This window comes from Micromonospora sp. SCSIO 07396 (assembly GCF_053667945.1).
Genome location: NZ_CM132210.1, coordinates 3,041,579 through 3,065,495 on the forward strand (window position 1 = coordinate 3,041,579; position 23,917 = coordinate 3,065,495).

Sequence of the window (23,917 nt, forward strand, 5' to 3'; positions counted from 1 at the left end):
GGCGCGGGGACGGGCGTCCCCGGGTCGCGCGGCCACCGCGACGGTGGCGTCACCCTGGTTGGTCGTTCGGTCTGTCGTGGGGTCCGGTCAGTGACCGGCGAGCACGTCCGCGGCGGAGGTGGTGGCCGCCTCCGTACCCGCGACGACCACCTCGTCCCCGGCGAGCAGGACGACGTCGTCACCGGGGGTCGGGACGACCCGGCCGGCGCGGACCACCGCCAACAGCGACAGCGGTCGACCGGACAACCCGGTGTCCCGCCAGCGTTTTCCGTCACCGACGCTGTCCACGGCGACGGGTATTCGCACCACGGTGACGCCGGGCAGCTGGCGTTCCAGCTCGGCGAGGTGGTCGACGGTGACCGCCTGGTTGAGCACGGCGGCGACGGCCTGCGCCTCGGACTGGTCGAGCACCAGCGTGGCGAGGGCGGTGTCGCCGTCCTCCGGGTGGTAGATCACGATGTCGCGCCGACCGCCCGGATGGGAGATGACGCTGGCCCACTGGCCGTTCGTGGTGGCGAAGCGCTGGCAGAGTCCGACCCCGGGAAGAACCGTCCGTTCGAACCGCATGCCTACCTCCCTCGCCCATCACCGAAGGGGCGTCCGGCCGGTAACGGCCGCGCGCCCCTTCATCCCTATCATGATCAGGGCGTGATCGCCCACCGCCACCGTCCCGACCAGTGGGAGACGGCGACGTCGGGACAGTGCCGGGATCGACGGCCGACGCCCGGGGACGACCGCCGGAGGGCGGGCCGCCCGGTCACCGGGCGTCGGTGCGCTCGGCGGTCGGCCGGTGACGGGCCGCCGGCTCGTCCCGGTCGATGCGCAGCTCCCGTTCCAGTTCGGCGATGACCGCCCGCAGGTCGTCCAGGCGCTGGGTCAGGGCGATCCGGTCCACCTCGTCGGGCACCCCGTCGCCGTCGGCGTCGTAGCCGGGCGCCAGCCGCTCGGTCATCTCCAACCGGCGGGCCTCCTCCATCGAGTTCACGATGACCGCGATCAGGATGTTCAGCAGCAGGTTGACCGTGATGAGCACGTAGCTGACGTAGTAGACGAGGGTCCACGGGGACAGCGCCAACCCCTGCTCGACCAGGTCCGGCAGGGTCTCCAGGGACAGCAGCACGAACAGGGTCAGCAGCGACCTGCCGATGTCGCCGTACTGCTCCGGGTAGGCCCGCCCGAAGATCAGCCAGCCGGCCATGCCGTAGACGTAGAGGGTCACCATGGCCAGCGCGAGGAACCCGCCGACACCGGGCAGGCTGCGCCACAGCGCGGCCACGATGGTGCGCAGACCCGGCGAGAAACGCACCAGGCGCAGCACCCGGGCCACCCGGACGACCCGCAGCAACGCCGAGTCGCCGTGCAGCCCGGGCAGGAAGATCGCCGCGATCACCACCAGGTCGAACACGTTCCAGCCGTGCCGCAGGAAGTCCTGCGGCCGACGCCCGTACGCCAGCACCCGGACGGCGATCTCGGCGACGAAGGCGGCCCGGAAGCTCAGCTCCAGCCAGTGCAGCGCAGGTCGGGCCGCACCGAGATCCGGGTAGGTCTCCACCCCGAGCACCGCCGCGTTGGCCATGATGAGTACCACGATCGCCGCCTCGAACGGGCGCGAGCGGGTGATCCGGGCACACCGCTGGGCGAGACCGGCGGGGCGGACGGGCGGCGGATCGGCGGGACGCCGTCGGGTGGGGACGGGCACGGACGGCACCTGTCACCCGGCCCCGGGGCGGTACGGGATCGTGGCGGCCATCCCGACACCCTATCGGCCACCCGGGACGGTGACCGTCGGTGATGGACCGGGCACCCGGCCGCCGGCGATCGCAGGTTCTCGTCCCGACATTGAACGACCAGCGCCCCGGCTTCGTACCACCAGGCGAAGGGAGCTGCTCATGAAGCGCACGACCCCGTTGCTCACCCTGCTGACCGGGACGGGCATGGCCGCCGTCCTGTTCGCGATGAGCGCCCAGGCGGCACCGCGTACGGTCGATGCCGGTGCGGCCGCGCCCGCGACGAGCCCGCCCGAGGCCGCCGTGGTGTCGCCCGCCGCCCCGGCCGCGGAGCCGGACGCCGACCCGGCGGCCGAGCCGGACGCCACCCCGGCGGCGCCGGCGGGGGGCCAGCCCGGCCCGGCGCAGACCACGCCGCCGACCACGCCGCCACCGGCGAAGCAGGCCGACTCGAACTGGACCGGCCGACTCGACGGCGGCGCCACCATCGCGATCACCGTCACCGACGGCAAGGCGGTGGCGTACGTCTGCGACGGCAAGAAGCTGGAGGTGTGGCTCAACGGCACCGCCGCCGACGGCCGGATGAAGCTGACCGGCAAGAAGGGCGAGGTGCTCACCGGGTCGTTCGGCGACGGCGTCGCCTCCGGCGAGATGGTGGTGGGTCAGCGCCGGTGGAAGTTCACCGCCAAGCAGACCGGCAAGCCCGACCCGGTGCTCTACCGGGCCACCGCCCAGCAGCGCCGCGCCGGCGTCGACGGCGGCTGGATCATGCTGCCCGACGGCAGCCAGATCGGGGTGGTCACCCGCGACGGTGTGCCCGTGTCGGCCCCGCCGCTGGACCCCGCGTTCGGCACCACCATCCTCGACGGCCGGACCGTCACCGCGTCACCGGTCGTGGCCGACCCGGGGTCCGGTGCGTGATGACGACGGCACGCCGCAGGTTCGAGATCGACGTGGGACGCGACCTCGACGACGGGCCGCCCGTCCGGGTCCTGTCCGACCCCCCACCCGCCGTGACCCCGCCCGCCCCGATCGGCGTGCCGTCCACCGGCTCCGGTGCCCCGCCCGCCTCGCTGCTCGTGCCGCTGCTGGTCGGGGCGGCGGTCGCGGTGGCCCTCGGGGCGTACGGCCGGATGCACCAGCCCACCGGGATCGCGGTCAACGTGGCCGGCTTCTCCAGCCCCCAGACGGTCAAGGTCTGGCTGGGCACCGGAGCGGCCTTCTTCGCCGTGGTGCAGTTGCTCAGCGCGTTGGCGATGTGGGGCCGGCTCGGTGGCTTCTCGCCCTCCTGGGCGGGTGGGCTGCACCGGTGGAGCGGCCGGGTGGCGTTCCTGCTGACCGTCCCGGTGGCGGTGCACTGCCTCTACGCGCTGGGTTTCGCCGACTACGACCTGCGGACCCTGCTGCACTCGCTGCTCGGCTGCCTCTTCTTCGGGGTGTTCACCATGAAGATGCTGGCGCTGCCCAAGCGGGGGCTGGCCGGTTGGGTGCTGCCGGTCGTCGGTGGGCTGGTCTTCACCGTCCTGATGGGGATCTGGGTGACCTCGTCGCTGTGGTACTTCACCACCTTCGGGGTGGGCACGTGACGCGCGACGGGCTCGGGGCACGGGAGAGGAACGACGGGCAGATGTGCGACGAGCGTGGGACCGGGTGTGCGTCCCGGCGGGCGGTGCTGGCCGGTGCCGGTGGGGTGGGCGTGACCGCCCTGCTCACCGGCTGCCAGACGTATGGCGAGCCGACCACGCCGGCCGCGGCGCCGCAGACCGGCGGATCGGCCGCCGCGCCGGCCGACGCCTCGCCGGGCGGCAGCGCACCGGCCGGGCCGTCCGCCGGGGCGAGCGGCTCCCCCGCCGGGGGCGGCGAGCAGCCGCCCGCCCCGGCGGCGCTGGCCGCGGTGGCGGACATCCCGGTCGGGGGCGGCAAGATCTTCAAGGCCGAGGGCGTGGTGGTGACCCAACCGGCCGCGGGCACCATCAAGGCGTTCTCGGCGACCTGCACCCACCAGGGCTGCACGGTCACCTCGGTCAAGGACGGCACCATCGTCTGCGGCTGCCACAACAGTGTCTTCGGCATCGCCGACGGCGCGGTGCGCAGCGGCCCGGCCGGGAGCCCGCTGCCGCCCCGGGCGGTGACCGTCGACGGCGACGACATCCGGCTGGCCTAGAGGGCCGAGTCCAGCCACGCCATCCGCCGGTCCAGCCAGTCCCGCAGGTAGTCGAGCTGCCCCTGCCACGTGTCGGCGGTCGGGGTGACGATGGGGCCGATCTTCTCGGTGGTCAGGTTCGGCCACCGCTGGAAGTTGCGGCCGGCGGCGTTGGCGAGCGGCGCGGTGAGGGCGGCGAGGCGCGCGTCGAGCCCGGCGGCCGACAGCGGGCCCCGCCGCAGCTCGGCCCAGCGGGCCCGGACCAGCGCCATGAACCCGGGGTCGGTGACCAACCGGTTGATCCAGTTGTTGGGCTTCGGCCACCGGGGCTGCTCGTACTGCCAGCCGGTGGTCTCCAGGTTGTCCCCGCCGCCGATGCCGTAGGTGAGGTCGAGATCCCACAGCGGCCCGGCGGTGATCTTGCCACCCCGGTCCTTGTAGAAGTACGAGCTGCGGGCGTAGGCGTCGAAGTTGCGGGTCAGTTCGTTGAGGATGAACGAGTCGACGAACGATCCCACGTCGATCCAGGCGGGATAGCCGGTCACCGGATCGGCGAAGTCGCGGGACTGCATCAGGTCGTTGAACTGTTGGAGGTGCCCGGTCAGCCAGGCCTGCTGCTCCGGTTGCAGCGGCGAGGGGTCGACCACCTCCAGGTAGTGCCAGCAGGTCGCGGGCCGGCCCTGGCACTCCAGGGTGGGCTCCTCGGCCGTCAGCCACTCGAACTTGACGATGTACCCACCGGTGATGGCCGGCAGGGTGACGTCGTCGGGGTCGAGCTCCTTGAGGTCGAGCCGGTTCTTGGCGTTCTTGATGGTTTCGACGATCAGGTAGACGCCCTGGTAGTCCTCGGCGGCCACCGGCCGGTCCGCGACGTTGTGGTAGAACTCGACGAAGGCGTACCGGGGCGCCTGGAATCCGATCTCGCGGGCCAGGTCGAAGGTGAACGCCTCCCGGATCAACGCCTTGTCGGTGTAGGGCCCGCGCAGCACCCAGTCGGACTCGGCCGGCATCCCGAGCACCGGCAGGTCGACGTCGTCGTCCTCGTTGTCCCGGAACTCGACCCGGTAGGGCGCCTTGTCGAACAGGGAACTCGACGTGCCGCGCAGGTGGTAACCGATCCGGGTGGCGAGGGTGGGCGGCGTGGAGAGCGACGCGTGTCCGCCGGTCGGTGCGAAGAGCAGCGCGGCGGCGTCGACGAACTCCCGTCCCGGCGCACCCTGGCCGTACCCGTCGATCAGCAGGATCGGCAGGTCGAGGCTGACGTCCACGGCCCGCTCGACGTAGAGGGCGGTGCCGGGGTCGCCGGTCGCCACCCCGTCGACGAACGCCCCGGCCCGTAGCTGGGTGGTGGCGGAGACGGTCAGCGGGGTGTCGTCGTAGCGTGGGGAGTCCGCGCGGGGCAGTGACCCGTCCGTCGTGTAGCGGATCTCGGCGTCGGCCACCGTCGTGCGCAACGAGACCGCGAACGCGTCCCGGAAGGTGCCGCTCGGCACGGAGAAGACGATGTCGCCGGTCAGCTCGTCGGCCGGGTCCGCCGCCGGGGCGGCGGTGGCCGGCGCACCGGCCGGCCGGGCCGGGGTCGGCGACGGGCCGCCGACCACCCCGAGCGAGATCGCGGTCACGACGCCCAGGACCCGGGCCGGCAGATTCCGCACAGTCACTCCCCTGCGTCACGGGCGGCTGGAGCACACTCCGATCCATCTACGCACGCCAATGTTACAGGGGATGTCACTTTCGGTGATCAGTCCGGCACTCTCAGACCGCGAGCGCCTGGCGGACCGACCGTTCGGCGTCCCGGCCACCGTCGCCGGTGGCGGTGACCCGGCCGGACTCCAGCACGTAGTGCCGGGTCGCCACCCGCAACGCGAAACCGAGGTGCTGCTCCACCAGCAGCACCCGGATCCCGGCCCCGGTGGTCAGCTCGACGATCCGGTCCTGGATCTCGGCGACCACCGACGGCTGGATGCCCTCGGTGGGCTCGTCGAGCAGCAGCAGCCGGGGCCGGGTGACCAGCGCACGGGCGATGGCCAACTGCTGACGCTGGCCGCCGGAGAGCAACCCGGCCCGCCGCCGCAGCAGACTCCGCAACGCCGGGAACAGGTCCAGCGCCTCGGCGGTGGCGGCGGCCCCGTCGCGCCGGCCGTCGGCCACCAGCCGCAGGTTCTCCGCCGCCGTCAGGTGCGGGAAGCACTGCTGGCCCTGCGGCACGTACGCGAGGCCCCGGGCGACCCGCTGGTGCGGGGCGAGCCGGGTGACGTCCTCCCCGTCGAGGGTGACCGTGCCGGCGCGGGGGCGCAGCAGCCCGACGGCGACCCGCAGCAGGGTGCTCTTGCCCGCGCCGTTGTGGCCGAGCACGGCGGCCACCCCGTCGGCGGGGACGGCCACGTCCACCCCGTGCAGCACCTCGCTGCGGCCGTAGCCGGCGTGTATCCCACGCAACTCCAACATCACGCCTCCGGTGCGGTGTCGACGCCGAGGTAGACCTCCTGCACCCGGGGGTCCGCCTGGACCTGGGCCACGGTGCCCTCGCTGAGCACCTTCCCGGCGTGCAGCACGGTCACGCTGCGGGCGAAGCGGCGCAGGAAGTCCATGTCGTGTTCGATGACCACCACGGTGCGGTCCCGGCTGACCGTCTCCAGCAGGACGCCGGTGGCGTCGCGTTCCTCGTGGCTCATCCCGGCGACCGGCTCGTCGAGCAGCAGCAGCCGGGCGTCGGAGACCAGCAGCATGCCGATCTCCAGCCACTGCTTCTGCCCGTGCGCCAGCGCGCCGGCCGGCTGGTCACCCCGGTCGGCCAACCCGATCGTCTCCAGCGCGGCGGCCACCTCGTCGGGGATCCGGTTGCGCCGGCGGGCCAGCGTCCACCAGCTCCGGGTGGCCCCGGCGGCGATGTCGAGGTTCTGCACCACGGTCAGCTCCTCGAAGACCGAGGCGGTCTGGAAGGTCCGGCCGATGCCGAGCCGGGCGATGCGGTGCACGTCCCGGCCGAGCAGTTCCCGGTCGCCGAAGCGGACCGAGCCGGTGGCCCGGACCAGCCCGGTCACGGCGTCGACCACCGTGGTCTTCCCCGCCCCGTTGGGGCCGATCAGGAACCGGATGTCCCCGGGCGGCACGTCGAGGTCGACCCCGTCGACGGCGGTGAACCCGTCGAAGGTGACCCGCAGGTCGCGTACGCACAGGCCGTCGAGCTGCGTACCGGTCATGCCGCCGACACCTCCGTCCGGGCCTCGGCCGGGTCCGCCGGCCGGGACCGCCGCCACCACCGCGCGCCGGCCGGGTCCGACCGGCGCTTGCGGGCCAGCACCCACAGCGACGCCAGGCCGCCCGGCAGGAACGCCACCACCAGCACGAACAGCAACCCCTGCAGGTACGTCCAGGTGCCCGGGAACCGTTCCGACAGGGCGGTCCGCGCCCAGGCCACCGCCACCGCGCCGAGCACCGGGCCGAGCAGGGTGGCCCGGCCACCCACCGCGACGCCGATGACGAACTCGATGGACGGCACGATCCCGATCAGCGCGGGCGAGATGATCCCCACCGCCGGGACGAACAGCGCCCCGGCCAGACCGGCCATCCCGGCGGCGATCACGTAGCCGACGAGCTTGACGCCGGCCGGGTCGTAGCCGAGGAAGCGGACCCGTTCCTCGCCGTCGCGGACGGCGACCAGCAACTCGCCGTAGCGGCTGCGGATGAGTTGCCGGGCCAGGGCCAGCAGCGCGAGCAGGCTGGCGGCGATGATGAAGTAGACCATCCGCTGGTTGACCGGGTCGTCCAGGTCGTACCCGAAGAAGCCCTGGATGTCGGTGAGGCCGTTGGTGCCGCCGGTGGTGCCCTGCTGGCCGACGAGCAGGATCACCATCGCGGCGGCGAGCGCCTGACTGAGGATGGCGAAGTAGGCGCCGCGCACCCGGCGGCGGAAGACCAGCGAGCCGAGGCCGAACGCGACAGCCATCGGCAGCAGCACGGTGGCCGGCAGCGCGATCCACGGGCTGGCGAACGGCCGCCACCACAGCGGCAACTCGTCGAGCTGGCCGTAGAGCTGCATGAAGTCGGGCAGTTCGCCAGGGCCGGCGTCGGCGAGCTTGAGGTGCATGGCCATCGCGTAGCCGCCGAGGCCGAAGAACACCCCCTGGCCGAGGGTGAGCATGCCGCCCCGGCCCCAGGCGATGCCGATACCGACCGCGACCATCGCCACGCACAGGTACTTGGCCAGCAGCGACAGCCGGAAGTCCGACAGGGTCAGCGGAGCCACGGCGAACAGCAGCGCCGCGCCGAGGGCGAACCCGACGGCGGTCCGGGCCGGGCCCTCGAACCGGCGGCCCCGCCGGCCGCCGGCCGGGGTGCCGGCCGCGCTGGCCGGATCGGTGCCGACCAGCGGCGCGGCGGTCATGCGAGGCTCCGGGTACGCAGGGTGAACAGCCCCTGGGGCCGCCACTGGAGGAACGCCACGATCGCCACGAAGACGATCACTTTGGCGACGCTGAGCGTGGTGAGGTACTCGCCGGTGGCCTGGAGCACGCCGAGCGCGAAGGCGACGATCACGCTGCCCTTGAGCTGGCCGATGCCGCCGACCACGACGACCAGGAAGGCGTCGATGATCAGGTTGGTGCCCATCGTCGGGCCGATCGGCCCGAGCAGGGTCAGCGCGACCCCGGCGACGCCGGCCAGCCCGGAGCCGATGAAGAAGGTGGTCCGGTCGACCCGGGCGGTGGGGATGCCGGAGACGGCGGCGAGGTCGCGGTTCTGCACCACCGCGCGGATGCGTCGCCCGAGCGGGGTGAGCCGCAGCGCCAGGGTCAGCGCCAGCACGGCGGCCAGCGCGAGGGCCAGGATGAACAGCCGGTTGTTGGCGACGGTCAGCCCGCCGGGCAGGGAGATGTTGCCGGTCAGCAGCGCCGGGGCCCGGGTCTGCACGTTGGGGCTGCCGAAGACGTCCCGGGCCAGTTGCTGGAGCATCAGCGAGACGCCCCAAGTGACCAGCAGGGTGTCCAGCGGGCGGGCGTAGAGGCGGCGGATCAGCAGCACCTCCAGCAGCACGCCCATGACGCCGGCCACCACGAAGGCGACCGGCAGCGCCACCAGCAGCGACCAGCCGGCGGCGGTCACGGTCTGCTGGAGCACGTAGGTGGTGTAGGCGCCGGCCATGATGAACTCGCCGTGCGCCATGTTGATCACGTTCATCTGGCCGAAGGTCAGCGCCAGGCCGAGGGCGATGAGCAGCAGCACCGCGCCGATGCTGATGCCGGTGAAGAGCTGACCGAAGAGGACTGTCACGTTCGCGCTCCGAAGTGGTGGGTCGGCCCGGGCGGGGGTGCCTCCCGCCCGGGCCGGGATCGGTCAGCTCAGGCCGCTCGCCCAGGGGTAGCTCTTCAGGTACGGGTCGGGCGTGATCGGCTGGCCCGAGTTCCACACCTCGGTGATCAGCCCGTCCGCGCCGACCTTGCCGATCCGGGCGGTCTTGGCGATGTGCTGGGTGGGGCCGTCCACGGTGACCAGGCCCTCCGGGGCGTCGAAGGTGATGCCGCCGGAGGCGGCCCGGACCTTCTCCACCTCGAACGTGCCGGCCTTGTCGACCATCGCCTTCCACAGGTACACCGCGACGTAGGCGGCTTCCATCGGGTCGCTGGTCGGCTTGTCCGCGCCGTACTTGGCCTTGTACGCGGCGACGAACTTCTGGTTCGCCGCGCCGGGGGTGGTCTGGTAGTAGTTCCAGGCGGTCAGCTGGTCCTTGAGGTACTGGGTGCCGATGCCCTTGACCTCCTCCTCGGCGATCGACACCGACACCACGGGCATGCTCGCGGCGGTCAGCCCGGCGGAGGTGTACTCCTTGAAAAACGCCACGTTGCTGTCGCCGTTGAGGGTGTTGAACACCGCGTCGGCCTTGGACGAGCGGACCTTGTTGACGATGGTGCCGAACTCGGTGGAGCCGAGCGGGGCGTAGTCCTCGCCGAGCACGGTCATCCCGTTCGCCGCCGCGTACGCCTTGATGATCTTGTTGGCGGTACGCGGGAAGACGTAGTCGCTGCCCACCAGGTAGACCGACTTCTTACCCTGCGCCTTGAGGTAGTCCAGGCCGGGCACGATCTGCTGGTTGGTGGTGGCCCCGGTGTAGAAGATGTACGGCGACTGCTCCAGCCCCTCGTACTGCACCGGGTAGAACAGCAGCGCCTTGTTCTTCTCGAAGACCGGCTTGACGGCCTTGCGGCTGGCCGACGTCCAGCAGCCGAAGACGGCGGCGACCCGGTCCTGGGAGATCAGCTTCTCGGCCTTCTCGGCGAAGGTGGGCCAGTCGGACGCGCCGTCCTCACCGACCGGGACGATCTTCTTGCCCAGCACGCCGCCGGCGGCATTGATCTCCTCCACGGCGAGCATGATGGAGTCCCGCACGGTGACCTCGCTGATGGCCATGGTGCCGGAGAGCGAATTGAGCAGGCCGACCTTGACGGTGTCGCCGGACACGTCGGCGCTGACCCCGGCTGTCGACTTCTCGTCGGAGGTCTTGCTGCCACAACCGGCGAGCGCGGCGGCGGCAATCAGTGTCATGGCGCCCGCCAGGATGCGGCGGCCCCGGAACTGTGACATTCATTCTCCCTGCGGAGCGATGTTCGCCGGATAGTTTCCGTGCCGGCCCACACTGGCCGGCAGATATTGCTGTCAATGATTGGTAGGCGGTGCGGTCGCGGTGCACGTCGGCGGCCTCGTCGCGCGACGGGTGGGGCGTCACGGCGGCGGTCCGCAGTGGACTTCCGGGCAGCAAAAGCCTCTGCCCACTTGATTGCCGCCACGTTTCCCGGCCCTTAATTGACTGTTTCCCGGACCGATCTCGACACACACAAAAAAGGCCACCGCACAATGCACGATGACCGATCACAAAAAGCGCAAAGCCCGCCCGACACGGGGCGGAACCCCAACACCAGACTAACCCAACAATACGCAGGAATGGCGATTACTTCACGCAGGAAGCATCCTAGAACCCCCACCCACCCCCCTGTCAACACCCCCCACTCCCCCACCCACCCCGCGCTCCCCCACCCCACCCCCGCGCCCCGCGCCCCGCCCATCCCCCGCCCGCGTGATCAAGAGGTTTGCGTCAGCCGTGGCGCTGGAACTGACGTAAACCTCTTGATCACCGGGGACAACAACCGGGACAAGCGGGGACAACCGGGGGCGGGACGGGCGGGAGGGGGAGCGCGGGGGTCAGAGTTCGGCCAGGACGGTGAAGTCGAGGCCGTCGGCTTCGGCGAGGTAGATGCGTTGGCGGACGTGCCGGCGGCGCAGCTGCAACTCGCCCCGGGGGCCGTGGTAGGTGACCGCGTCCGCCGTCGCCCCGATGGCGCGGACGTCCAGGGTGCGGGCGCGGGCGATCAGGGCGGCGAGCAGCATCACGCCCTCGTAGCAGGACTCCCCCAGGCTGCCCAGCGGCGGCGCGTCCACCCCGAACCGGCTGGCGAACGCCCCGTGGAAGTCCAGGTTCTCCCGGGTGACCAGGCCGGCGAAGAACCCGGCCGTGCTGAACAGCCGGCGGGTGCCGCCGACACCGCTGGCCAGCAGCATGTTCTCGTCCATCAGGGTGCTCAGCCGCAGGCACCGCTGGTCCAGTGCGGAACGGCCGAAGGCGCGGTTGAACCGGACGGCGTCGGCGCCGACCAGCAGCATCAGCACCGCGTCGGCCTCGGCCCGCTCGATCTCCCGCAGCACCGGCCCGAAGTCCTCGGTGCCCAGCGGCAGGAACGCCCGCCCGCACACCCGCGCCCCGTCGTCGCGGGCGTACCGCTGGGCGGCCTGCGCGGTGCGGCGCGGCCAGACGTAGTCGTTGCCCACCAGGTACCAGCGGCGTACCCCCTGCTCCCGGGCGAGCAGCCGCATCGCCGGCCGGAGCTGGGCGTCGGGCGTCTCGCTGGTCAGGAACACCCCCTCGGTACGCTCCCCGCCCTCGTACAGCGCGGTGTAGACGTACGGCACCCGGTGCGCGATCCGGGGCGCCACCGCCTGCCGGACCGACGAGATGTGCCAGCCGGTGACCCCCTGCACCGCGCCCGTGGACACCAATGCCTCCACCTCGGCGGCGACCTGCGCCGGTGGCGCACCGCCGTCGACCGGCACCAGCCGCAGCTCCCGGCCGAGCACCCCACCGGCCCGGTTGACCTCCTCCACCGCCAACTGGGCGCACAGCTCACAGGTGGGGCCGAACATGCCGGCCGGGCCGCGCATCGGGAAGACCAGCGCGACACTGACCACCGACCGGTCGACGGTCAACCAGGGGGCCGCCCCGGCCGGGCCGCCCGGGCGGGGCGACGGCTCCGGCACGCCGTGGGGGCCGGGCACCGGCACGGACATGCTGACATGATTGCCGGCAACCCTGGCGGGCCACCAGACCCGACCGAAAACCGGGACGCTTCGGTAACATGGCAACCCACCGAACGGGGAGAGACATGGCCGACGATCCCACGACGCCCGTCGACCTGATGCGCGCGCTGACCCGCGCCGAACGGCTGCTCGCCCGCCGGGTCGGCGCGGTGCTCACCACCGAGGGGCTCACCGTCGAGGCGTGGCGGGTGCTCTGCCGCCTCGCCGACGGGCAGGGCCACCCGATGAGCGAGGTCTCCACCGAGGAGTCGTTACCGCCGGGCACCCTGACCAAGATCGTCGACCAGCTCGTCGACCAGAACCTGGTGCACCGCCGGATCGACCCGTTCGACAGGCGACGCATCCGGGCCTACCTGACCCCCCGGGGCCGGCGCGAACACGAGCGCATCGACGCCCTCGTCCGGGTCGAGCTGGCCGGGATCATCGATGACGCGGAGCTGACCGGGCAGCTCGTCGACCTGGTCGCCCGGCTCGACCCCCGCCGGCAGCCGGTCCGGGCCGGCTGACCGGAACGACCCGGTCCACCAGGGATTCCGCCTGGAGCATGGCCGGCGGCGATCCGGCGCGGGTGCCGACACGACAGGTCGCCGACCCGCTCGCCGGGCGGCAGCGACGCCCGGCAGGAAGCCCTCGCGGTCGACACCACCGCACCCCGCGCCGCCCGGGCCGAGGGCGGAAGCGAGACAGGGGCCCGGCCGGTGACAGGTGCGGGGTGCGGGCTGCTAGGCGACCGGCACCACGTCGGTCCCGGTGCGGGCGGTGGGCCGACGCGGACCTGCCCCCGGCACCCCCGCTGCGGCTACGCCCCCGGGCGGGCTGTGCCCGTCGGCCGGGTTGGTGAGCAGGGCAGGCGGGATGTGCGCGTCGGCCGGGAAGGCGAGCAGGGTACGCAGGGTGTGCGCGTCGACGGCGGTGGCGGTGAGCAGGGCCGCCGGGCCGCCCGCCAGCGGCAGCCAGGCGGCGGACGCCCCGGGGCCGGCGGGGAGCACCCGGCCCCGGGGCTGACCGCCGCCGTCCACGGTGGCCGGTCCCGACGCGGCGGCGGGACCGGCCACCAGCAGTGAACCGGTCGCCGTCGCCCCGCCCAGCACCGCCGGCCCGGCCCAGCCGGGAGCGGCCGGGCCGGCCGCCAGGGACTGGCGCAGCAGCGGCCGGCCGGCGTGGTCGACCGAGGTGGCCACCACGACGTCACCGGCGGGTTCGCCGTACCGGCCGCAGACCAGTTCCTCGCGCCAGAGCAGCCGGGCCCCCTCGGCGAGGGTCACCCGGGACTCGGCGACGTGGTCGCAGCCGGCCGCCGCGACCAACTGCTCCGGCAGCCAGTGCAGGGTGCCCCCGTCGTGCACCACCGCGTCGACCCGCATCCGGGAGACCGCCCCTGCCCGGCCGGGCAGGGCCACCGACGCGGCGACGGTACGCACCCGCACCGTCGCCCCCGGCCCCACCTCGACGCTCAACCGCAGGTCGTCACCGGCCAGCGGACCGGCCGCGCCGCCGACGACGTACACCGTGGGGACGCCCTGTTCGGCGGCGGCCTGGCGCAGCAGCAGCGGCGACTCGCCGCGCAGCTCGCGCAGCACGGTGCGGCCCCGGCCGTCGGCCACCGCCACCACCCGGGCGACCGCGCGCATCACGCGACGGCCAGCCGGCCGCGATGGTGGGCCAACTCGTGGCGGACCCAGTCGGCCACCCCGGTGGCCAGCGGGTCGCCCACGATGGACAGGAACACCGTCGGCAGGTCCCCCCGCCGGGCCCGGGCGTCGCGGTCCATCACCGACAGGTCGGCCCGGACCAGCGGGGCCAGGTCGGTCTTGTTGATGACCAGCAGGTCGGCGGCGGTCACCCCGGGCCCGCCCTTGCGGGGCACCTTGTCGCCACCGGCGACGTCGACCACGAAGATCTGCCTGTCGACCAGCCCCCGGCTGAAGGTGGCGGTGAGATTGTCCCCACCGCTCTCCACCAGCACCAGGTCCAACGGCCCGACCCCGTCGACCAACTCGTCGATGGCGTCGAGGTTCGCGCCGATGTCGTCGCGGATCGCGGTGTGCGGGCAGCAGCCGGTCTCCACCGCCCTGATTCGCGCCGGGTCGAGCACCCCGGCCCGGCGCAGGAAGTCGGCGTCCTCGGTGGTGTAGATGTCGTTGGTGACCACGCCCAGGCGCAGCTCGTCGGCGAACGCCCGGCACAGCGCCGCGACCAGCGCGGTCTTGCCCGACCCGACCGGCCCGCCGATGCCGACCCGCAGCGGGCGGGCGGTGGGCGGCAGCGGGGCGTGCGGGTCGACCCCCGGCTCGGGGTGGGTGTGCGGCACGGTCTCGTCGTGCGGGATCGACGCGTGCGGGGTCGGCGATACGGTTTCAGGACGCAAAGAGACGCACCTCCCAGGTGGTGTGGACTTCGGCGTGGATGTCGGTGAGCGGGGCGGACGGGGCCGGCAGCCACTCGGGTGGATCGTCGGCGGTGGCGACCGCGCGGGCCGCCGTGGCGTCGCAGTCGACGGCCAGCGCCGCCAGCACCGCGTGCACCCGGTACGGGTCGAGCCCGAGCAGTCGTACCGCCGCGCTGGCCGGTCCGGTGACCGAGCCGTACGCGGCGACGGTCGCCACCGCCACCGGGTCCAGGCCGGCGGCGGCGGCGACCAGGCCGAGCACCAGCGGCTGGTGTGGCCCGGACGGGTCGGCGGGCAGGGCGTCGAATCCGCCGCCGGGCCAGATCTCCCGCCCGGCCCGCAGCAGCGCCCGGCCCTGCCGGCGGGAGACCGCCCGCAGCGCCGGGGCGGCGGTACGGGCGTCCAGTTCGGCGTCCAGTCGGGCCAGCGTCGCCCTGCGGTCGACCACCCCGGCGGCCCGGTGCGCCGCCACCGCGAACGCGGCGGCGACCAGCCCGCCGGTGGCCAACCGGCCGCGCAGGAACCCGGCCAGGGTGGCCGGGTCGGTGACCAGGCCGGCCGCCACCGCGGCCTCCAGGCCACCGGAGTGGGCGTGCGCCCCGGCGGGGAACCTGCCGTCGGCCAGCAGCAGCACCAAGCTCGACGGGGTCATCAGAACAGGTGGTACCGCTGGGCCATGGGCAGTTCGACGACCGGTTCCGGGTCGACCACCACCCCGTCGATGCGGACGGTGAAGGTGTCCGGGTCGACCTCGATGCGCGGCAGCGCGCCGTTGCAGGGCAGGTCGGTCTTGCCCCGCGAGCGCACGTCGGCCACCGGGACCAGCGGGCGGCGCACGTCCAGCCGCAGGCCCGCCTCCAGCGCGGCCGGCGCGACGAACGTCACGCTGGTCGCGGCCGGCACCACGCCGTACGCGCCGAACATCGGCCTCGGCAGCATCGGCTGCGGGGTGGGGATGGAGGCGTTCGCGTCGCCCATCTGCGCGTACGCGATCATCCCGCCCTTGACCACCAGGTGCGGCCGGACGCCGAAGAACGCCGGGTCCCAGAGCACCAGGTCGGCGAGCTTGCCCGGTTCCACCGAGCCGATCTCCCGTTCCAGCCCGTTGGCCATCGCCGCGCAGATGGTGTATTTCGCCACGTAGCGGCGGGCCCGGTGGTTGTCGGCCGGGCCGTCGCCGGGCAGCGCGCCCACCCGGCGCTTCATCACGTGCGCGCTCTGCCAGGTCCGGGTGATCACCTCGCCGACCCGCCCCATCGCCTGCGAATCCGAGCCGATGATGGAGATCGCCCCGATATCGTGCAGCAGGTCCTCGGCGGCCATCGTGGACGGCCGGATCCGGCTCTCGGCGAAAGCCAGGTCCTCCGGCACCGACGGGTTGAGGTGGTGGCAGACCATCAGCATGTCGAGATGCTCGGCGAGGGTGTTGCGGGTGTACGGCCGGGTCGGGTTCGTCGACGACGGCAGCACGTTCGGCTCCCCGGCCACCGTGATGATGTCCGGCGCGTGCCCACCCCCCGCCCCCTCGGTGTGGTACGAGTGGATCGCCCGCCCGGCGATGGCGCGCAACGTGTCGGCCACGAACCCGGCCTCGTTGAGGGTGTCGGTGTGGATGGACACCTGCACCCCGGACGCGTCGGCGACCCGCAGGCAGGCGTCGATCGCCGCCGGGGTGGTCCCCCAGTCCTCGTGGAGCTTGAAGCCACCCGCACCGGCCCGCAACTGCTCCCACAGCGCCTCGGTGGAGACCGTGTTGCCCTTGCCCAGCAGCAGCACGTTCACCGGGAAGGCGTCCAGTGCCTCGTGCATCCGGGCCAGGTGCCAGGCGTTCGGGGTGACCGTGGTGGCCCGGGTGCCCTCGGCCGGGCCGGTGCCCCCGCCGACCAGGGTGGTGATGCCCGAGGTGAGCGCCTCGGTGACGATCTGCGGGCAGATGAAGTGCACGTGGGTGTCCACCGCCCCGGCGGTGAGGATCCGCCCGTTGCCGGCGATCACCTCGGTGGACGGGCCGATCACCAGGTCCGGGTGGACGCCGGGCATGGTGTCCGGGTTGCCGGCCCGGCCCAGCGCCACGATCCGCCCGTCGCGCAGCCCGACGTCGGCCTTCACCACCCCCCAGTGGTCCAGCACCACCGCGCCGGTGATCACCGTGTCCAGGGCGCCCTCGGCCCGGGTGGCCCGGGACTGGCCCATCGACTCACGGATCACCTTGCCGCCGCCGAAGACCGCCTCGTCCCCGCCGACGCAGTGGTCGACCTCCACCTCGATCAGCAGGTCGGTGTCGGCCAGCCGGATCCGGTCGCCGGTGGTCGGGCCGTACAGGTCGGCGTAGCGTCGCCGGTCCACGGTGCTCATCGTCCCGCCTCCGCGTCGCGCGGGTCGGACCCGTCGGCGTCCGGCCCCGGGTCGAGGGGGCCGGCGACCTCGCCGCGCAGCCCCGGCACGATCCGGGCCCCGCCCAGCGGCACCAGGTCGACGGTACGGCTGACGCCCGGCTCGAAGCGCACCGACGTCCCCGCCGGCACCGCGAGCCGCTGCCCGTACGCGGCGGCACGGTCGAAGCGCAGCCCCGGGTTGGTCTCGGCGAAGTGGTAGTGCGAGCCGACCTGGATCGGCCGGTCGGCGGTGTTGACCACCAGCAGGGTGGTCACCGGCCGCCCCACGTTGATCTCGACCGGCCCGTCGCCGGGCAGGATCTCCCCGGGGATCACGGGATCGGGTGGTGCACCGTCACCAACTTGGTGCCGTCCGGGAAGGTCGCCTCCACCTGCACCTCCCCCAGCATCTCGGGGATTCCGTCCAGCACGTCGTCGCGGCCGAGCACGGTCCGGCCGGCGGCCATCAGGTCGGTGACGGTCCGGCCGTCCCGGGCGCCCTCCAGCAGGAAGGCGGTGATCAGGGCGACGGCTTCGGGATAGTTGAGGCGCAGTCCGCGCTCGCGCCGGCGGCGGGCGACGTCCGCGGCGACGTGGACGAGCAGGCGGTCCTGCTCGTGGGGCGTGAGGAACACGGGATCTCCCGGGCGGCTCGGCGTGTTTCCCACCGTAACGGCCGGAACCGGGCCAGGGGCGCGGAACGGGCACAGGGCAGGAGGACACACGGGACCGCCGACGGGCCACCGGCAGGAGGCTCCGGGGCCCCACCGGCCCCGGCCCGCCACGGGGCCACTCGGCGGTGGTGGTTGGGAAGGACCGCACCGCCAACCGCTGGTCCGACGGTAGAGGATCACCCCGGGCCGTGGCAACGCCCCGCCGGCCCGACCCGTTCCGCAGGCGTGCCCGGACGGGTCGGCCGCAAGCGCCACGAACCCGCAGCCGGGGTGTCGAGCCGTCCCGCCGCCGGCTGCGGCAGCGGCACGGCTGACCCCCGGGCGGGACAGCCGGGGGTCAGGTGCCCGGGGTGACCGCCGCCAGCCACTGCTGGGCCAGCACGGCGTGACCGGACGGGGTCAGGTGCACCCCGTCGTCGGTCCACACCCGGTCGTCGACATCGGCGGTGTCGAACCGCGCCTGCACCGCCAGCAGCGTCGCGTCGAACTCGGCGGCCAGCTTGCGTACCGCGTCGATCTTCGGGTCCAGGTCCTCGTGCCAACGCCGCTGGTCATCGTCGACAGGCAGCAGGAACGGTTCCATCAGCACCAGTCGGACGCCGGGCAACGCGTCGCGGGCACCGGCCAGCAGGTGCCGGTAGTCGGCGGTGAACTCCTCGACGGTGGTGGTCTCGCCGCTGCTGTACCGCCGCCAGGTGTCGTTGATGCCGATCAGCACCGACACGACCTGCGGGGACAGTGCCAGGCAGTCGTCCGCCCAGCGGGCCCGCAGGTCGCGTACCCGGTCACCGCCGACACCCCGGTTACGGAAGGTCGCCCGGCACCCCGGGTGCCGCGCGGTGAACCAGGCGGCGGCCATCATCGCCCAGCCCACCCCGAGGTCGGCGGGATCGCTGCGGTCCCGTCCGGCGTCGGTGATGCTGTCGCCGATGAACAACACCCGGCCGTCGCGCGGGATCTCCACCGTCATCCGTCCGCTCCCCTGTCGTTGTCGGACGCCCATCATCCCCCGCTGTCCGACCCGGACACCAGCCGAGAAGTCGACGCGGCGGGTGGTGTCCATCGCCGGTGCGGGCCGGCCGACCGGTACAGTGGTGCTCCGCATCCGACGCCCCCACCGGGTGTCGTGCGTGAGCGTCAAGCAGCGGCGCGGTCCCCGGCCCGTCCCGGCGGCTGCACCCGCGGCCCACCGGCATGGACCGATCATCACGCGCCGCCGGCTCCGGCCGGTGGTTTCGCGCCGGTTCGCAAGGACGTCAGACGCCATGCCGCAGTCACCGCTCGACCTCACCGAGGCTGTCCTCCAGTTGGGGTCCATCCGCCACGACGAGATGGGCCTCGACGCCGTCCTGTCCCGGATCACCGAGGTGGCCCTGGAGAGCATCCCGGACGCCGCCGAGGTGACGGTGACCCTGGTGCACGGCACCGAGGCGACCACCGCCGCCCACACCGGCGAGCTCGCGCTCCAGCTCGACAGGTGGCAGTTCGAACACGGCCGTGGCCCGAGCCTGGACGCGGCCACCACCGGCACGGTGCTGATCGTGGCGGACATGACCGAGGAACGACGCTGGCCGGAGTGGGCGGCCCGGGCGCACGCCGTGGGGGTGTGTTCGTCGATGTCGTTGGGCCTGCCGATCCAGGAGGCGGTGGTGGGTGCCCTCAACCTCTACGGCACCCGGCCGCACGCGTTCGGCCCGCTGGCCGCACCGGCCCGGACGTTCGCCGACCACGCCGCGGTGGCCCTGGCCAACGCCCACCTCTACGACAGCACCGCGACCCTGGCCGGGCAGATGCAGGACGCGATGCGCAACCGGGCGGTGATCGAGCAGGCCAAGGGCATCATCATGGGGCAACGCCGGTGCACGGCCGACGAGGCGTTCGCGCTGCTGGCCCGGGTGTCACAGAACTCCAACCGCAAGCTGCGGGACGTGGCGGAGGCGCTGGTGCGGCAGGTCACCCGGCCGGTGCCCGGTCAGCCCACCGCCGCCGACCGCTGACACAGGACGGTTCAGCGGCTACCGGCGGTGGCCCGACCGACGAGGGCGGCGGCGACGTCGCGCAGCCGGCGGTGGGAGTCCTGGGAGAGCTTGGCGAGGATGCCGAAGGCCTCGTCGGCGGTGCACCGGCGCTGCCCCATGATGATGCCCTTGGCCTGCTCGATCACCGCCCGGCTCTCCATCGCCGAGCGCATCTGGTCGGCCAGGGTCGCGGTGCTGGCGTAGAGGTGGGCGTTGGCCAGGGCAACCGCCGCGTACGCGGCGAACGTCCGGGCCAGTTCCACCGTCTCGGCGTCGAACGCGTGCGGCCGGGTGCCGTAGAGGTTGAGGGCGCCGACCACCGCCTCCTGGATCGGCAGGCCGATCGCGACCACGCTGCCGACGCCGGCGTCGACGGCCCGCATCGCCCAGCCCGGCCAGCGTTCCTCGGTGCCGGTGTCGGACACGACGAGGGTGTCGCCGGTGACCGAGGCGTCCAGGCACGGCCCGTGGCCCTGCCGGTACTGCCACTCGTCGAGCCGCAGCGCGTTGTCGCCGGTGACGGCGACGCTCTGCGGGCTGCCGCCGCGCAGCAGGGTCACCGACACCTCGGACACCCCACGCAGGCTGCGGCAGGCCAGGTCGGCGATCATCCCCAACACCTCGTCCACCCCCACCTCGTCGAGGCGGATCCGACCGAGTCGGGTCAGGGCGTCGTGCGGGGAGAGCGGGGGCGCTGCCATCACGCGACTCCTTTCCGGCGGACGTCCCCACGCCGCGGTGGCGGGGACGCGTGGCGCGTCGGCCCCCGGCCCGACGGTGGGCCCGGCGCACCGGGGTGCGCGACAATCCGCACCATACCCGCACCCGGAGCCGGCCGCCTCCGCACGAACCACTGACCGGTGACCCGCAGGGGCCGGTCAGGCCAGGTAGGCGGGCGGCACCGCGTCGGTGAGCCACACGCCGTTGGCGCTGCGGTAGAAGGTGTGGCCGTCGCGGGCCATGGCCGCCGCGTCGACGGTCAGCACCACCACCGCACCACCCCGGCGGGCCCCGACCCGCCGGGCCGTCGACACGTCCGGCGACAGGTGTACGTGGTGCCGTGCGCCCCGGTTGAGCCCGGTGGCCCGGATCGAGTCGAGGGCCGCGGCCCCGGTGCCGTGGTAGAGGCGGGCGGGTGGCGGCTGCCCGGTCAGCCCCAGATCGACCGGGTAGGAGTGGCCCTGGCTGGCCCGGATGCGGTCCACCCCGTCGGCGTCCCGGGTCACCGCGAACCGTTGCTTGTCGTTGTCGGCGACCACGGCGTCGAGGGTGGACCGGTCGATCCGCAGGGCGGCCAGCAGGTCGGTGACGGCCACCCACCCGCCCGGGTCGGGAGCGAGTCCGAACCGGGCGGGTCGGTGGCGCAGGGCCAGTGCGATCCGTTTGCTGGTCCGCACCAGCGTGTGGTGATCCATGTCGAGCATTGTCGGGCCGGTGGCGGGCCCGCTCCACCGGTTATCCGGTGCCGTGCCCGCCCGTCGCCGCCGGGTCAGCCGGCGACGCGCAGCGCCTCGGCGAGGGTGGTGGGCCGGCGACCGAGCAGCTTCTCCAGGTGCTCCACCGGCACGTACAACGCCCCGTGGGCGATGCCCCGGTCGGCGTCGGCCAGGGTGGCGGCGTACGGCTCGGGCAGCCCGGCGGAGACGAGCACCTCGGTGTACGCCGGCACCGGCAGGTCGGTGTAGCGGACGTCGCGTCCACTCTGGCGGGACACCTCGGCGGCCAGTTCGGTCATGGTGAACGCCTCGCCGCCCAGTTCGTAGACCTGACCGGCGTGGCCCTCGGTGGTGAGCACCTCGGCGGCGGCCTCGGCGTAGTCGGCCCGGGTGGCGGCGCTGACCCGGCCGTCGCCGGCCGACCCGGCGACCCCGTGGGCCAGGTAGTTGGCCAGTTGACCTGTGTAGTTCTCCAGGTACCAGCTGTTGCGCAGCAGCACGTACGGCAGGCCCGAGGCCCGCAGTTCCTCCTCGGTGGCCCGGTGTTCGGCGGCCAGCAGCAGGTCGGAGGTGTCGGCGTGGGCGATGCTGGTGTAGACGACCAGACCGACGCCGGCCTGTCGGGCGGCCTCGATCACGTTGTGGTGCTGCGGCACCCGCTGGCCGACCTCGCTGCCGGAGACGAACATCAGCTTCTCGGCGTCGGTGAAGGCTGCGCGCAGCGAGTCGGGGTCGGTGTAGTCGGCCGCCCGGACCACGACACCCCGGTCGGCGAGGTCGGCGAGCCGGTCCACGGTGCGGCCGAGGGCCACGATCTGCCCGGCAGGTACGCCCCGACGCAGCAGGGATTCGACGATCAGGCGACCCAGGTGGCCGGTGGCTCCGGTGACGACGACGGACATGGCGCTCTCCTTCGGATGACGTGTTCTTGTCGTACTGGCCAACACGCAGGTGGGAGCCGATACTTCCCGACGGAGAGTAGGCACCTTGAAGTTTGTGACGCACTGATGGAGAGTAAGGGGATGCGACCCGACCCGTTCCAACGCGACTGCGGCAGCCGGCAGGTCATCGACCGGATCGGCGACCGGTGGAGCGTGCTCGTCGTGCTCACCCTCGCCGACGGCGAGCGGCGTTACGGCGAACTCGCCGAACACATCGACGGGATCAGCCAGAAGATGCTCACCCAGACCCTGCGCGGGCTGGAACGCGACGGCCTGGTCACCCGCACCGTGCACGCCAGCGTCCCGCCCCGGGTCGACTACGCCCTCACCGACCTGGGCCACAGCCTGCTCGACCTGCTCTCCGGCCTGGAAGCCTGGGCCACCACCCACCTCGCCGACGTACAGGCCGCCCGGGTCCGCTACGACGCCGAGGTCCTGCGCCGCCCACCGGCCACCACGCGACCCGCCCGACGGTAAGGGGCGGACGTGAGGGCCGTCATAACGGGTGGACGACCGGCGGGGCGCTGCTGCTAGATTTCGGGCAGGTCATGAGCGCCAGCGTCAAGCCCCGGCTCGCTGGCCGGCAACCCTCCGCCACGGTGGGGTGCTCCGGGTGAGGACCAGGCACCGGTGAACGGCCCGGTGCAAGCGTGGCCTGGTCACCCAGGTCGACACCGATCAGGGAGAACCCGTGTCGAACCATTCACCCGCCCCGCCCGACGACGGCGTCACCGTCGTGACCCGACCCGGCGTCCGGTCCGTCGGCGTACGGCTGGTCAGGCGGCGACACGTCGACCTCATGCGGGTACACAGCGACTCCTGTCGCCGCTAGTCGAACCCCTCTTCCCGTGACACCTCAGCGGGATGCCCGGTGGGCATCCCGTCGGCGGCGCGCGTCCGCCGCCGCCCGACCACCTCCGGAGACACCCGTGCGATTCCTTCCTGCCCTGCCCACCCCCCGACTGCTCCGCGCCACCTGGACGCGGGTCGCCGCGCTCGGCGTCGCCGCCCTGCTCGCCGGCACCGCGCTGACCGCCTGCGGCGGCGACTCCGAGTCGGCCGACAACCCGTACGGCCTGCTCCAGCCGGGGGTGCTGCGCGCCGGCACGCTCACCGACGCCCCACCGAACGTCTACCTCAAGGACGGCAGGTTCACCGGCTTCGACAACGACCTGCTCGTCGCCGTCGCCGGCAAGGTCGGGCTGACGGTCGAGTTCGTCGGCACCGACTTCTCGGCGCTGCTCTCCCAGGTCAACAACCGCAAGTTCGACGTCGGCAGCTCCTCGATCACCGTCACCGAGGCCCGGAAGAAGACCGTCGACTTCGGCAACGGGTACGACTTCGGCTACTTCGGCCTGGACGTGCCGGCCGGCTCCCCGCTCACCGGCTTCGACCAGCTCGCCGGCAAGCGGGTGGTGGTCGTGCAGGGCACCGTGCAGGACGACTACGCCACCTCGCGCAAGCTCGACCCGGTGCGGGTGCCCGACTACAACGGGGCGATCAACCAGCTCAAGGCCGGCACCGCCGACGCCTGGATCGCCCCCGCCGAAATCGGCGAGAAGTCCGCCGCCGACAGCAACGGCAAGATCACGGTGGCGGCCACCGAACTGAGCCCGGCCCCCACCGCGTACGCCGTCGCCAAGGGCAACGACGCGCTGCGCGAGGCGCTGGACAAGGGCCTCGACGAGGTCATCGCCGACGGCACCTGGACCCGGCTCCAGCAGCAGTACTACCCGGGGCGGCCGATCCCGGCCGGCTTCACCCCCGGCAGCGGCGACGTCACCGCCCCGGGCGCGGCGGCACCGTCGGCGTCGGCCACCTCCTGACGGTACGACCAGACCAGCGAGCGG

26 protein-coding genes and 1 riboswitch are annotated in these 23,917 nt (G+C 73.2%); of the genes, 7 read left to right on the forward strand and 19 right to left on the reverse strand.

The genetic code is table 11. The features are described 5' to 3' along the window. Window positions 1–87 precede the first annotated feature (87 nt). Together ACWCHM_RS12920 and ACWCHM_RS12925 are read right to left on the reverse strand one after the other, a co-directional pair. Complete coding sequence (locus ACWCHM_RS12920) at window positions 88–567, reverse strand: cation:proton antiporter regulatory subunit (protein ID WP_204960098.1); 480 nt, start codon at window positions 565–567, stop codon at window positions 88–90. A 190-nt stretch (window positions 568–757) separates the two neighbouring features. Then, a complete protein-coding gene (locus ACWCHM_RS12925; protein WP_281897879.1) occupies window positions 758–1,699 on the reverse strand; it encodes an ion transporter in 942 nt (313 codons plus the stop codon). A gap of 190 nt (window positions 1,700–1,889) precedes the next feature. On the opposite strand from ACWCHM_RS12925, the gene ACWCHM_RS12930 reads away from it, so the two are divergent. The 3 genes from ACWCHM_RS12930 to ACWCHM_RS12940 are packed head-to-tail and all read left to right on the forward strand — an operon-like array spanning window position 1,890 to window position 3,891. Beyond that, window positions 1,890–2,648, forward strand: a complete 759-nt coding sequence (locus ACWCHM_RS12930) for a hypothetical protein (RefSeq protein WP_204960103.1) — start codon at window positions 1,890–1,892, stop codon at window positions 2,646–2,648. Further along, window positions 2,648–3,313, forward strand: a complete 666-nt coding sequence (locus ACWCHM_RS12935) for a DUF6529 family protein (protein ID WP_307821357.1) — start codon at window positions 2,648–2,650, stop codon at window positions 3,311–3,313. The genes ACWCHM_RS12930 and ACWCHM_RS12935 overlap by 1 nt, the downstream gene beginning before the upstream one ends. After that, a complete protein-coding gene (locus ACWCHM_RS12940) occupies window positions 3,310–3,891 on the forward strand; it encodes a Rieske (2Fe-2S) protein (protein WP_421488475.1) in 582 nt (193 codons plus the stop codon). Before ACWCHM_RS12935 ends, ACWCHM_RS12940 begins: the two co-directional genes overlap by 4 nt. On the opposite strand, the gene ACWCHM_RS12945 is transcribed toward ACWCHM_RS12940, so the two are convergent. The 7 genes from ACWCHM_RS12945 to ACWCHM_RS12975 all read right to left on the reverse strand — a co-directional run bounded on the left by ACWCHM_RS12945 (window position 3,888) and on the right by ACWCHM_RS12975 (window position 12,204). Beyond that, the gene (locus tag ACWCHM_RS12945; protein ID WP_454222573.1) at window positions 3,888–5,525 is read right to left on the reverse strand and encodes a CotH kinase family protein; all 1,638 of its coding nucleotides are present in this window, start codon (window positions 5,523–5,525) and stop codon (window positions 3,888–3,890) included. The genes ACWCHM_RS12940 and ACWCHM_RS12945 overlap by 4 nt on opposite strands. Window positions 5,526–5,625: 100 nt before the next feature. After that, complete coding sequence (urtE, locus tag ACWCHM_RS12950) at window positions 5,626–6,318, reverse strand: urea ABC transporter ATP-binding subunit UrtE (RefSeq protein WP_281897885.1); 693 nt, start codon at window positions 6,316–6,318, stop codon at window positions 5,626–5,628. Continuing rightward, entirely contained in the window at window positions 6,318–7,073 is a 756-nt protein-coding gene (urtD, locus tag ACWCHM_RS12955) for an urea ABC transporter ATP-binding protein UrtD (RefSeq protein WP_281897887.1), read from the reverse strand. The genes urtE and urtD overlap by 1 nt, the downstream gene beginning before the upstream one ends. Further along, window positions 7,070–8,257, reverse strand: coding sequence for an urea ABC transporter permease subunit UrtC (gene urtC, locus ACWCHM_RS12960; protein WP_454222574.1), 1,188 nt, complete (start codon window positions 8,255–8,257; stop codon window positions 7,070–7,072). The genes urtD and urtC overlap by 4 nt, the downstream gene beginning before the upstream one ends. Further along, entirely contained in the window at window positions 8,254–9,141 is an 888-nt protein-coding gene (gene urtB, locus ACWCHM_RS12965) for an urea ABC transporter permease subunit UrtB (protein ID WP_454222575.1), read from the reverse strand. Before urtB ends, urtC begins: the two co-directional genes overlap by 4 nt. Before the next feature lie 63 nt (window positions 9,142–9,204). Beyond that, window positions 9,205–10,410, reverse strand: a complete 1,206-nt coding sequence (gene urtA, locus ACWCHM_RS12970; protein WP_239485763.1) for an urea ABC transporter substrate-binding protein — start codon at window positions 10,408–10,410, stop codon at window positions 9,205–9,207. Between the two features lie 654 nt (window positions 10,411–11,064). Then, window positions 11,065–12,204: a substrate-binding domain-containing protein gene (locus ACWCHM_RS12975; RefSeq protein ID WP_454222576.1), complete on the reverse strand. Its 1,140-nt coding sequence runs from the start codon at window positions 12,202–12,204 to the stop codon at window positions 11,065–11,067. 95 nt (window positions 12,205–12,299) lie between these two features. Between ACWCHM_RS12975 and ACWCHM_RS12980 the strand changes: the two genes are divergently transcribed. Then, window positions 12,300–12,740 carry a MarR family winged helix-turn-helix transcriptional regulator gene (locus tag ACWCHM_RS12980; protein WP_204960122.1) on the forward strand — a complete coding sequence of 147 codons (441 nt, stop codon included), beginning with the start codon at window positions 12,300–12,302 and terminating at the stop codon, window positions 12,738–12,740. A 216-nt stretch (window positions 12,741–12,956) separates the two neighbouring features. On the opposite strand, the gene ACWCHM_RS12985 is transcribed toward ACWCHM_RS12980, so the two are convergent. From ACWCHM_RS12985 to ACWCHM_RS13015, 7 genes are all read right to left on the reverse strand, one after another. Further along, window positions 12,957–13,865, reverse strand: coding sequence for an urease accessory protein UreD (locus ACWCHM_RS12985; protein WP_454222577.1), 909 nt, complete (start codon window positions 13,863–13,865; stop codon window positions 12,957–12,959). After that, the gene (ureG, locus tag ACWCHM_RS12990) at window positions 13,865–14,602 is read right to left on the reverse strand and encodes an urease accessory protein UreG (RefSeq protein ID WP_088647759.1); all 738 of its coding nucleotides are present in this window, start codon (window positions 14,600–14,602) and stop codon (window positions 13,865–13,867) included. Before ureG ends, ACWCHM_RS12985 begins: the two co-directional genes overlap by 1 nt. Beyond that, the gene (locus ACWCHM_RS12995; RefSeq protein ID WP_454222578.1) at window positions 14,592–15,275 is read right to left on the reverse strand and encodes an urease accessory protein UreF; all 684 of its coding nucleotides are present in this window, start codon (window positions 15,273–15,275) and stop codon (window positions 14,592–14,594) included. The genes ureG and ACWCHM_RS12995 overlap by 11 nt, the downstream gene beginning before the upstream one ends. Next, entirely contained in the window at window positions 15,275–16,978 is a 1,704-nt protein-coding gene (locus ACWCHM_RS13000) for an urease subunit alpha (RefSeq protein ID WP_454222580.1), read from the reverse strand. Before ACWCHM_RS13000 ends, ACWCHM_RS12995 begins: the two co-directional genes overlap by 1 nt. Further along, window positions 16,975–17,334, reverse strand: a complete 360-nt coding sequence (locus tag ACWCHM_RS13005; protein ID WP_204960130.1) for an urease subunit beta — start codon at window positions 17,332–17,334, stop codon at window positions 16,975–16,977. The genes ACWCHM_RS13000 and ACWCHM_RS13005 overlap by 4 nt, the downstream gene beginning before the upstream one ends. Beyond that, window positions 17,331–17,633, reverse strand: coding sequence for an urease subunit gamma (locus ACWCHM_RS13010; RefSeq protein WP_145920177.1), 303 nt, complete (start codon window positions 17,631–17,633; stop codon window positions 17,331–17,333). Before ACWCHM_RS13010 ends, ACWCHM_RS13005 begins: the two co-directional genes overlap by 4 nt. Before the next feature lie 376 nt (window positions 17,634–18,009). Beyond that, entirely contained in the window at window positions 18,010–18,642 is a 633-nt protein-coding gene (locus ACWCHM_RS13015) for an SGNH/GDSL hydrolase family protein (protein WP_454222581.1), read from the reverse strand. 295 nt (window positions 18,643–18,937) lie between these two features. Between ACWCHM_RS13015 and ACWCHM_RS13020 the strand changes: the two genes are divergently transcribed. Next, complete coding sequence (locus ACWCHM_RS13020; protein ID WP_454222582.1) at window positions 18,938–19,669, forward strand: GAF and ANTAR domain-containing protein; 732 nt, start codon at window positions 18,938–18,940, stop codon at window positions 19,667–19,669. Window positions 19,670–19,680: 11 nt separating this feature from the next. Here ACWCHM_RS13020 and ACWCHM_RS13025 read toward each other — a convergent pair whose 3' ends face one another. The 3 genes from ACWCHM_RS13025 to ACWCHM_RS13035 all read right to left on the reverse strand — a co-directional run bounded on the left by ACWCHM_RS13025 (window position 19,681) and on the right by ACWCHM_RS13035 (window position 22,028). Then, entirely contained in the window at window positions 19,681–20,391 is a 711-nt protein-coding gene (locus ACWCHM_RS13025) for an ANTAR domain-containing protein (protein WP_454222584.1), read from the reverse strand. 177 nt (window positions 20,392–20,568) lie between these two features. Beyond that, complete coding sequence (locus tag ACWCHM_RS13030; protein ID WP_454222585.1) at window positions 20,569–21,105, reverse strand: RNA 2'-phosphotransferase; 537 nt, start codon at window positions 21,103–21,105, stop codon at window positions 20,569–20,571. A gap of 74 nt (window positions 21,106–21,179) precedes the next feature. Further along, window positions 21,180–22,028 carry an SDR family oxidoreductase gene (locus tag ACWCHM_RS13035; RefSeq protein ID WP_454222586.1) on the reverse strand — a complete coding sequence of 283 codons (849 nt, stop codon included), beginning with the start codon at window positions 22,026–22,028 and terminating at the stop codon, window positions 21,180–21,182. Between the two features lie 120 nt (window positions 22,029–22,148). Here ACWCHM_RS13035 and ACWCHM_RS13040 point away from each other — a divergent pair, with 120 nt between their 5' ends. Further along, window positions 22,149–22,544: a winged helix-turn-helix transcriptional regulator gene (locus tag ACWCHM_RS13040; protein ID WP_454222587.1), complete on the forward strand. Its 396-nt coding sequence runs from the start codon at window positions 22,149–22,151 to the stop codon at window positions 22,542–22,544. 67 nt (window positions 22,545–22,611) lie between these two features. After that, a riboswitch (SAM riboswitch) is annotated at window positions 22,612–22,724 on the forward strand. Window positions 22,725–22,996: 272 nt separating this feature from the next. Continuing rightward, entirely contained in the window at window positions 22,997–23,893 is an 897-nt protein-coding gene (locus tag ACWCHM_RS13045; protein ID WP_454222589.1) for an ABC transporter substrate-binding protein, read from the forward strand. Window positions 23,894–23,917 lie beyond the last annotated feature (24 nt).

Excerpts from the sequence above, each read along its gene's own strand:
- ACWCHM_RS12920 (WP_204960098.1), bottom strand. The coding sequence starts at position 567 with ATGCGGTTCGAACGGACGGTTCTTCCCGGGGTCGGACTCTGCCAGCGC.
- ACWCHM_RS12930 (WP_204960103.1), top strand. The coding sequence starts at position 1,890 with ATGAAGCGCACGACCCCGTTGCTCACCCTGCTGACCGGGACGGGCATG.
- ACWCHM_RS12935 (WP_307821357.1), top strand. The coding sequence starts at position 2,648 with ATGACGACGGCACGCCGCAGGTTCGAGATCGACGTGGGACGCGACCTC.
- urtE (WP_281897885.1), bottom strand. The coding sequence starts at position 6,318 with ATGTTGGAGTTGCGTGGGATACACGCCGGCTACGGCCGCAGCGAGGTG.
- urtD (WP_281897887.1), bottom strand. The coding sequence starts at position 7,073 with ATGACCGGTACGCAGCTCGACGGCCTGTGCGTACGCGACCTGCGGGTC.
- urtC (WP_454222574.1), bottom strand. The coding sequence starts at position 8,257 with ATGACCGCCGCGCCGCTGGTCGGCACCGATCCGGCCAGCGCGGCCGGC.
- urtA (WP_239485763.1), bottom strand. The coding sequence starts at position 10,410 with ATGACACTGATTGCCGCCGCCGCGCTCGCCGGTTGTGGCAGCAAGACC.
- ACWCHM_RS12975 (WP_454222576.1), bottom strand. The coding sequence starts at position 12,204 with ATGTCCGTGCCGGTGCCCGGCCCCCACGGCGTGCCGGAGCCGTCGCCC.
- ACWCHM_RS12980 (WP_204960122.1), top strand. The coding sequence starts at position 12,300 with ATGGCCGACGATCCCACGACGCCCGTCGACCTGATGCGCGCGCTGACC.
- ACWCHM_RS12985 (WP_454222577.1), bottom strand. The coding sequence starts at position 13,865 with ATGCGCGCGGTCGCCCGGGTGGTGGCGGTGGCCGACGGCCGGGGCCGC.
- ACWCHM_RS12995 (WP_454222578.1), bottom strand. The coding sequence starts at position 15,275 with ATGACCCCGTCGAGCTTGGTGCTGCTGCTGGCCGACGGCAGGTTCCCC.
- ACWCHM_RS13000 (WP_454222580.1), bottom strand. The coding sequence starts at position 16,978 with ATGAGCACCGTGGACCGGCGACGCTACGCCGACCTGTACGGCCCGACC.
- ACWCHM_RS13015 (WP_454222581.1), bottom strand. The coding sequence starts at position 18,642 with ATGACGGTGGAGATCCCGCGCGACGGCCGGGTGTTGTTCATCGGCGAC.
- ACWCHM_RS13020 (WP_454222582.1), top strand. The coding sequence starts at position 18,938 with ATGCCGCAGTCACCGCTCGACCTCACCGAGGCTGTCCTCCAGTTGGGG.
- ACWCHM_RS13025 (WP_454222584.1), bottom strand. The coding sequence starts at position 20,391 with ATGGCAGCGCCCCCGCTCTCCCCGCACGACGCCCTGACCCGACTCGGT.
- ACWCHM_RS13030 (WP_454222585.1), bottom strand. The coding sequence starts at position 21,105 with ATGGATCACCACACGCTGGTGCGGACCAGCAAACGGATCGCACTGGCC.
- ACWCHM_RS13035 (WP_454222586.1), bottom strand. The coding sequence starts at position 22,028 with ATGTCCGTCGTCGTCACCGGAGCCACCGGCCACCTGGGTCGCCTGATC.
- ACWCHM_RS13040 (WP_454222587.1), top strand. The coding sequence starts at position 22,149 with ATGCGACCCGACCCGTTCCAACGCGACTGCGGCAGCCGGCAGGTCATC.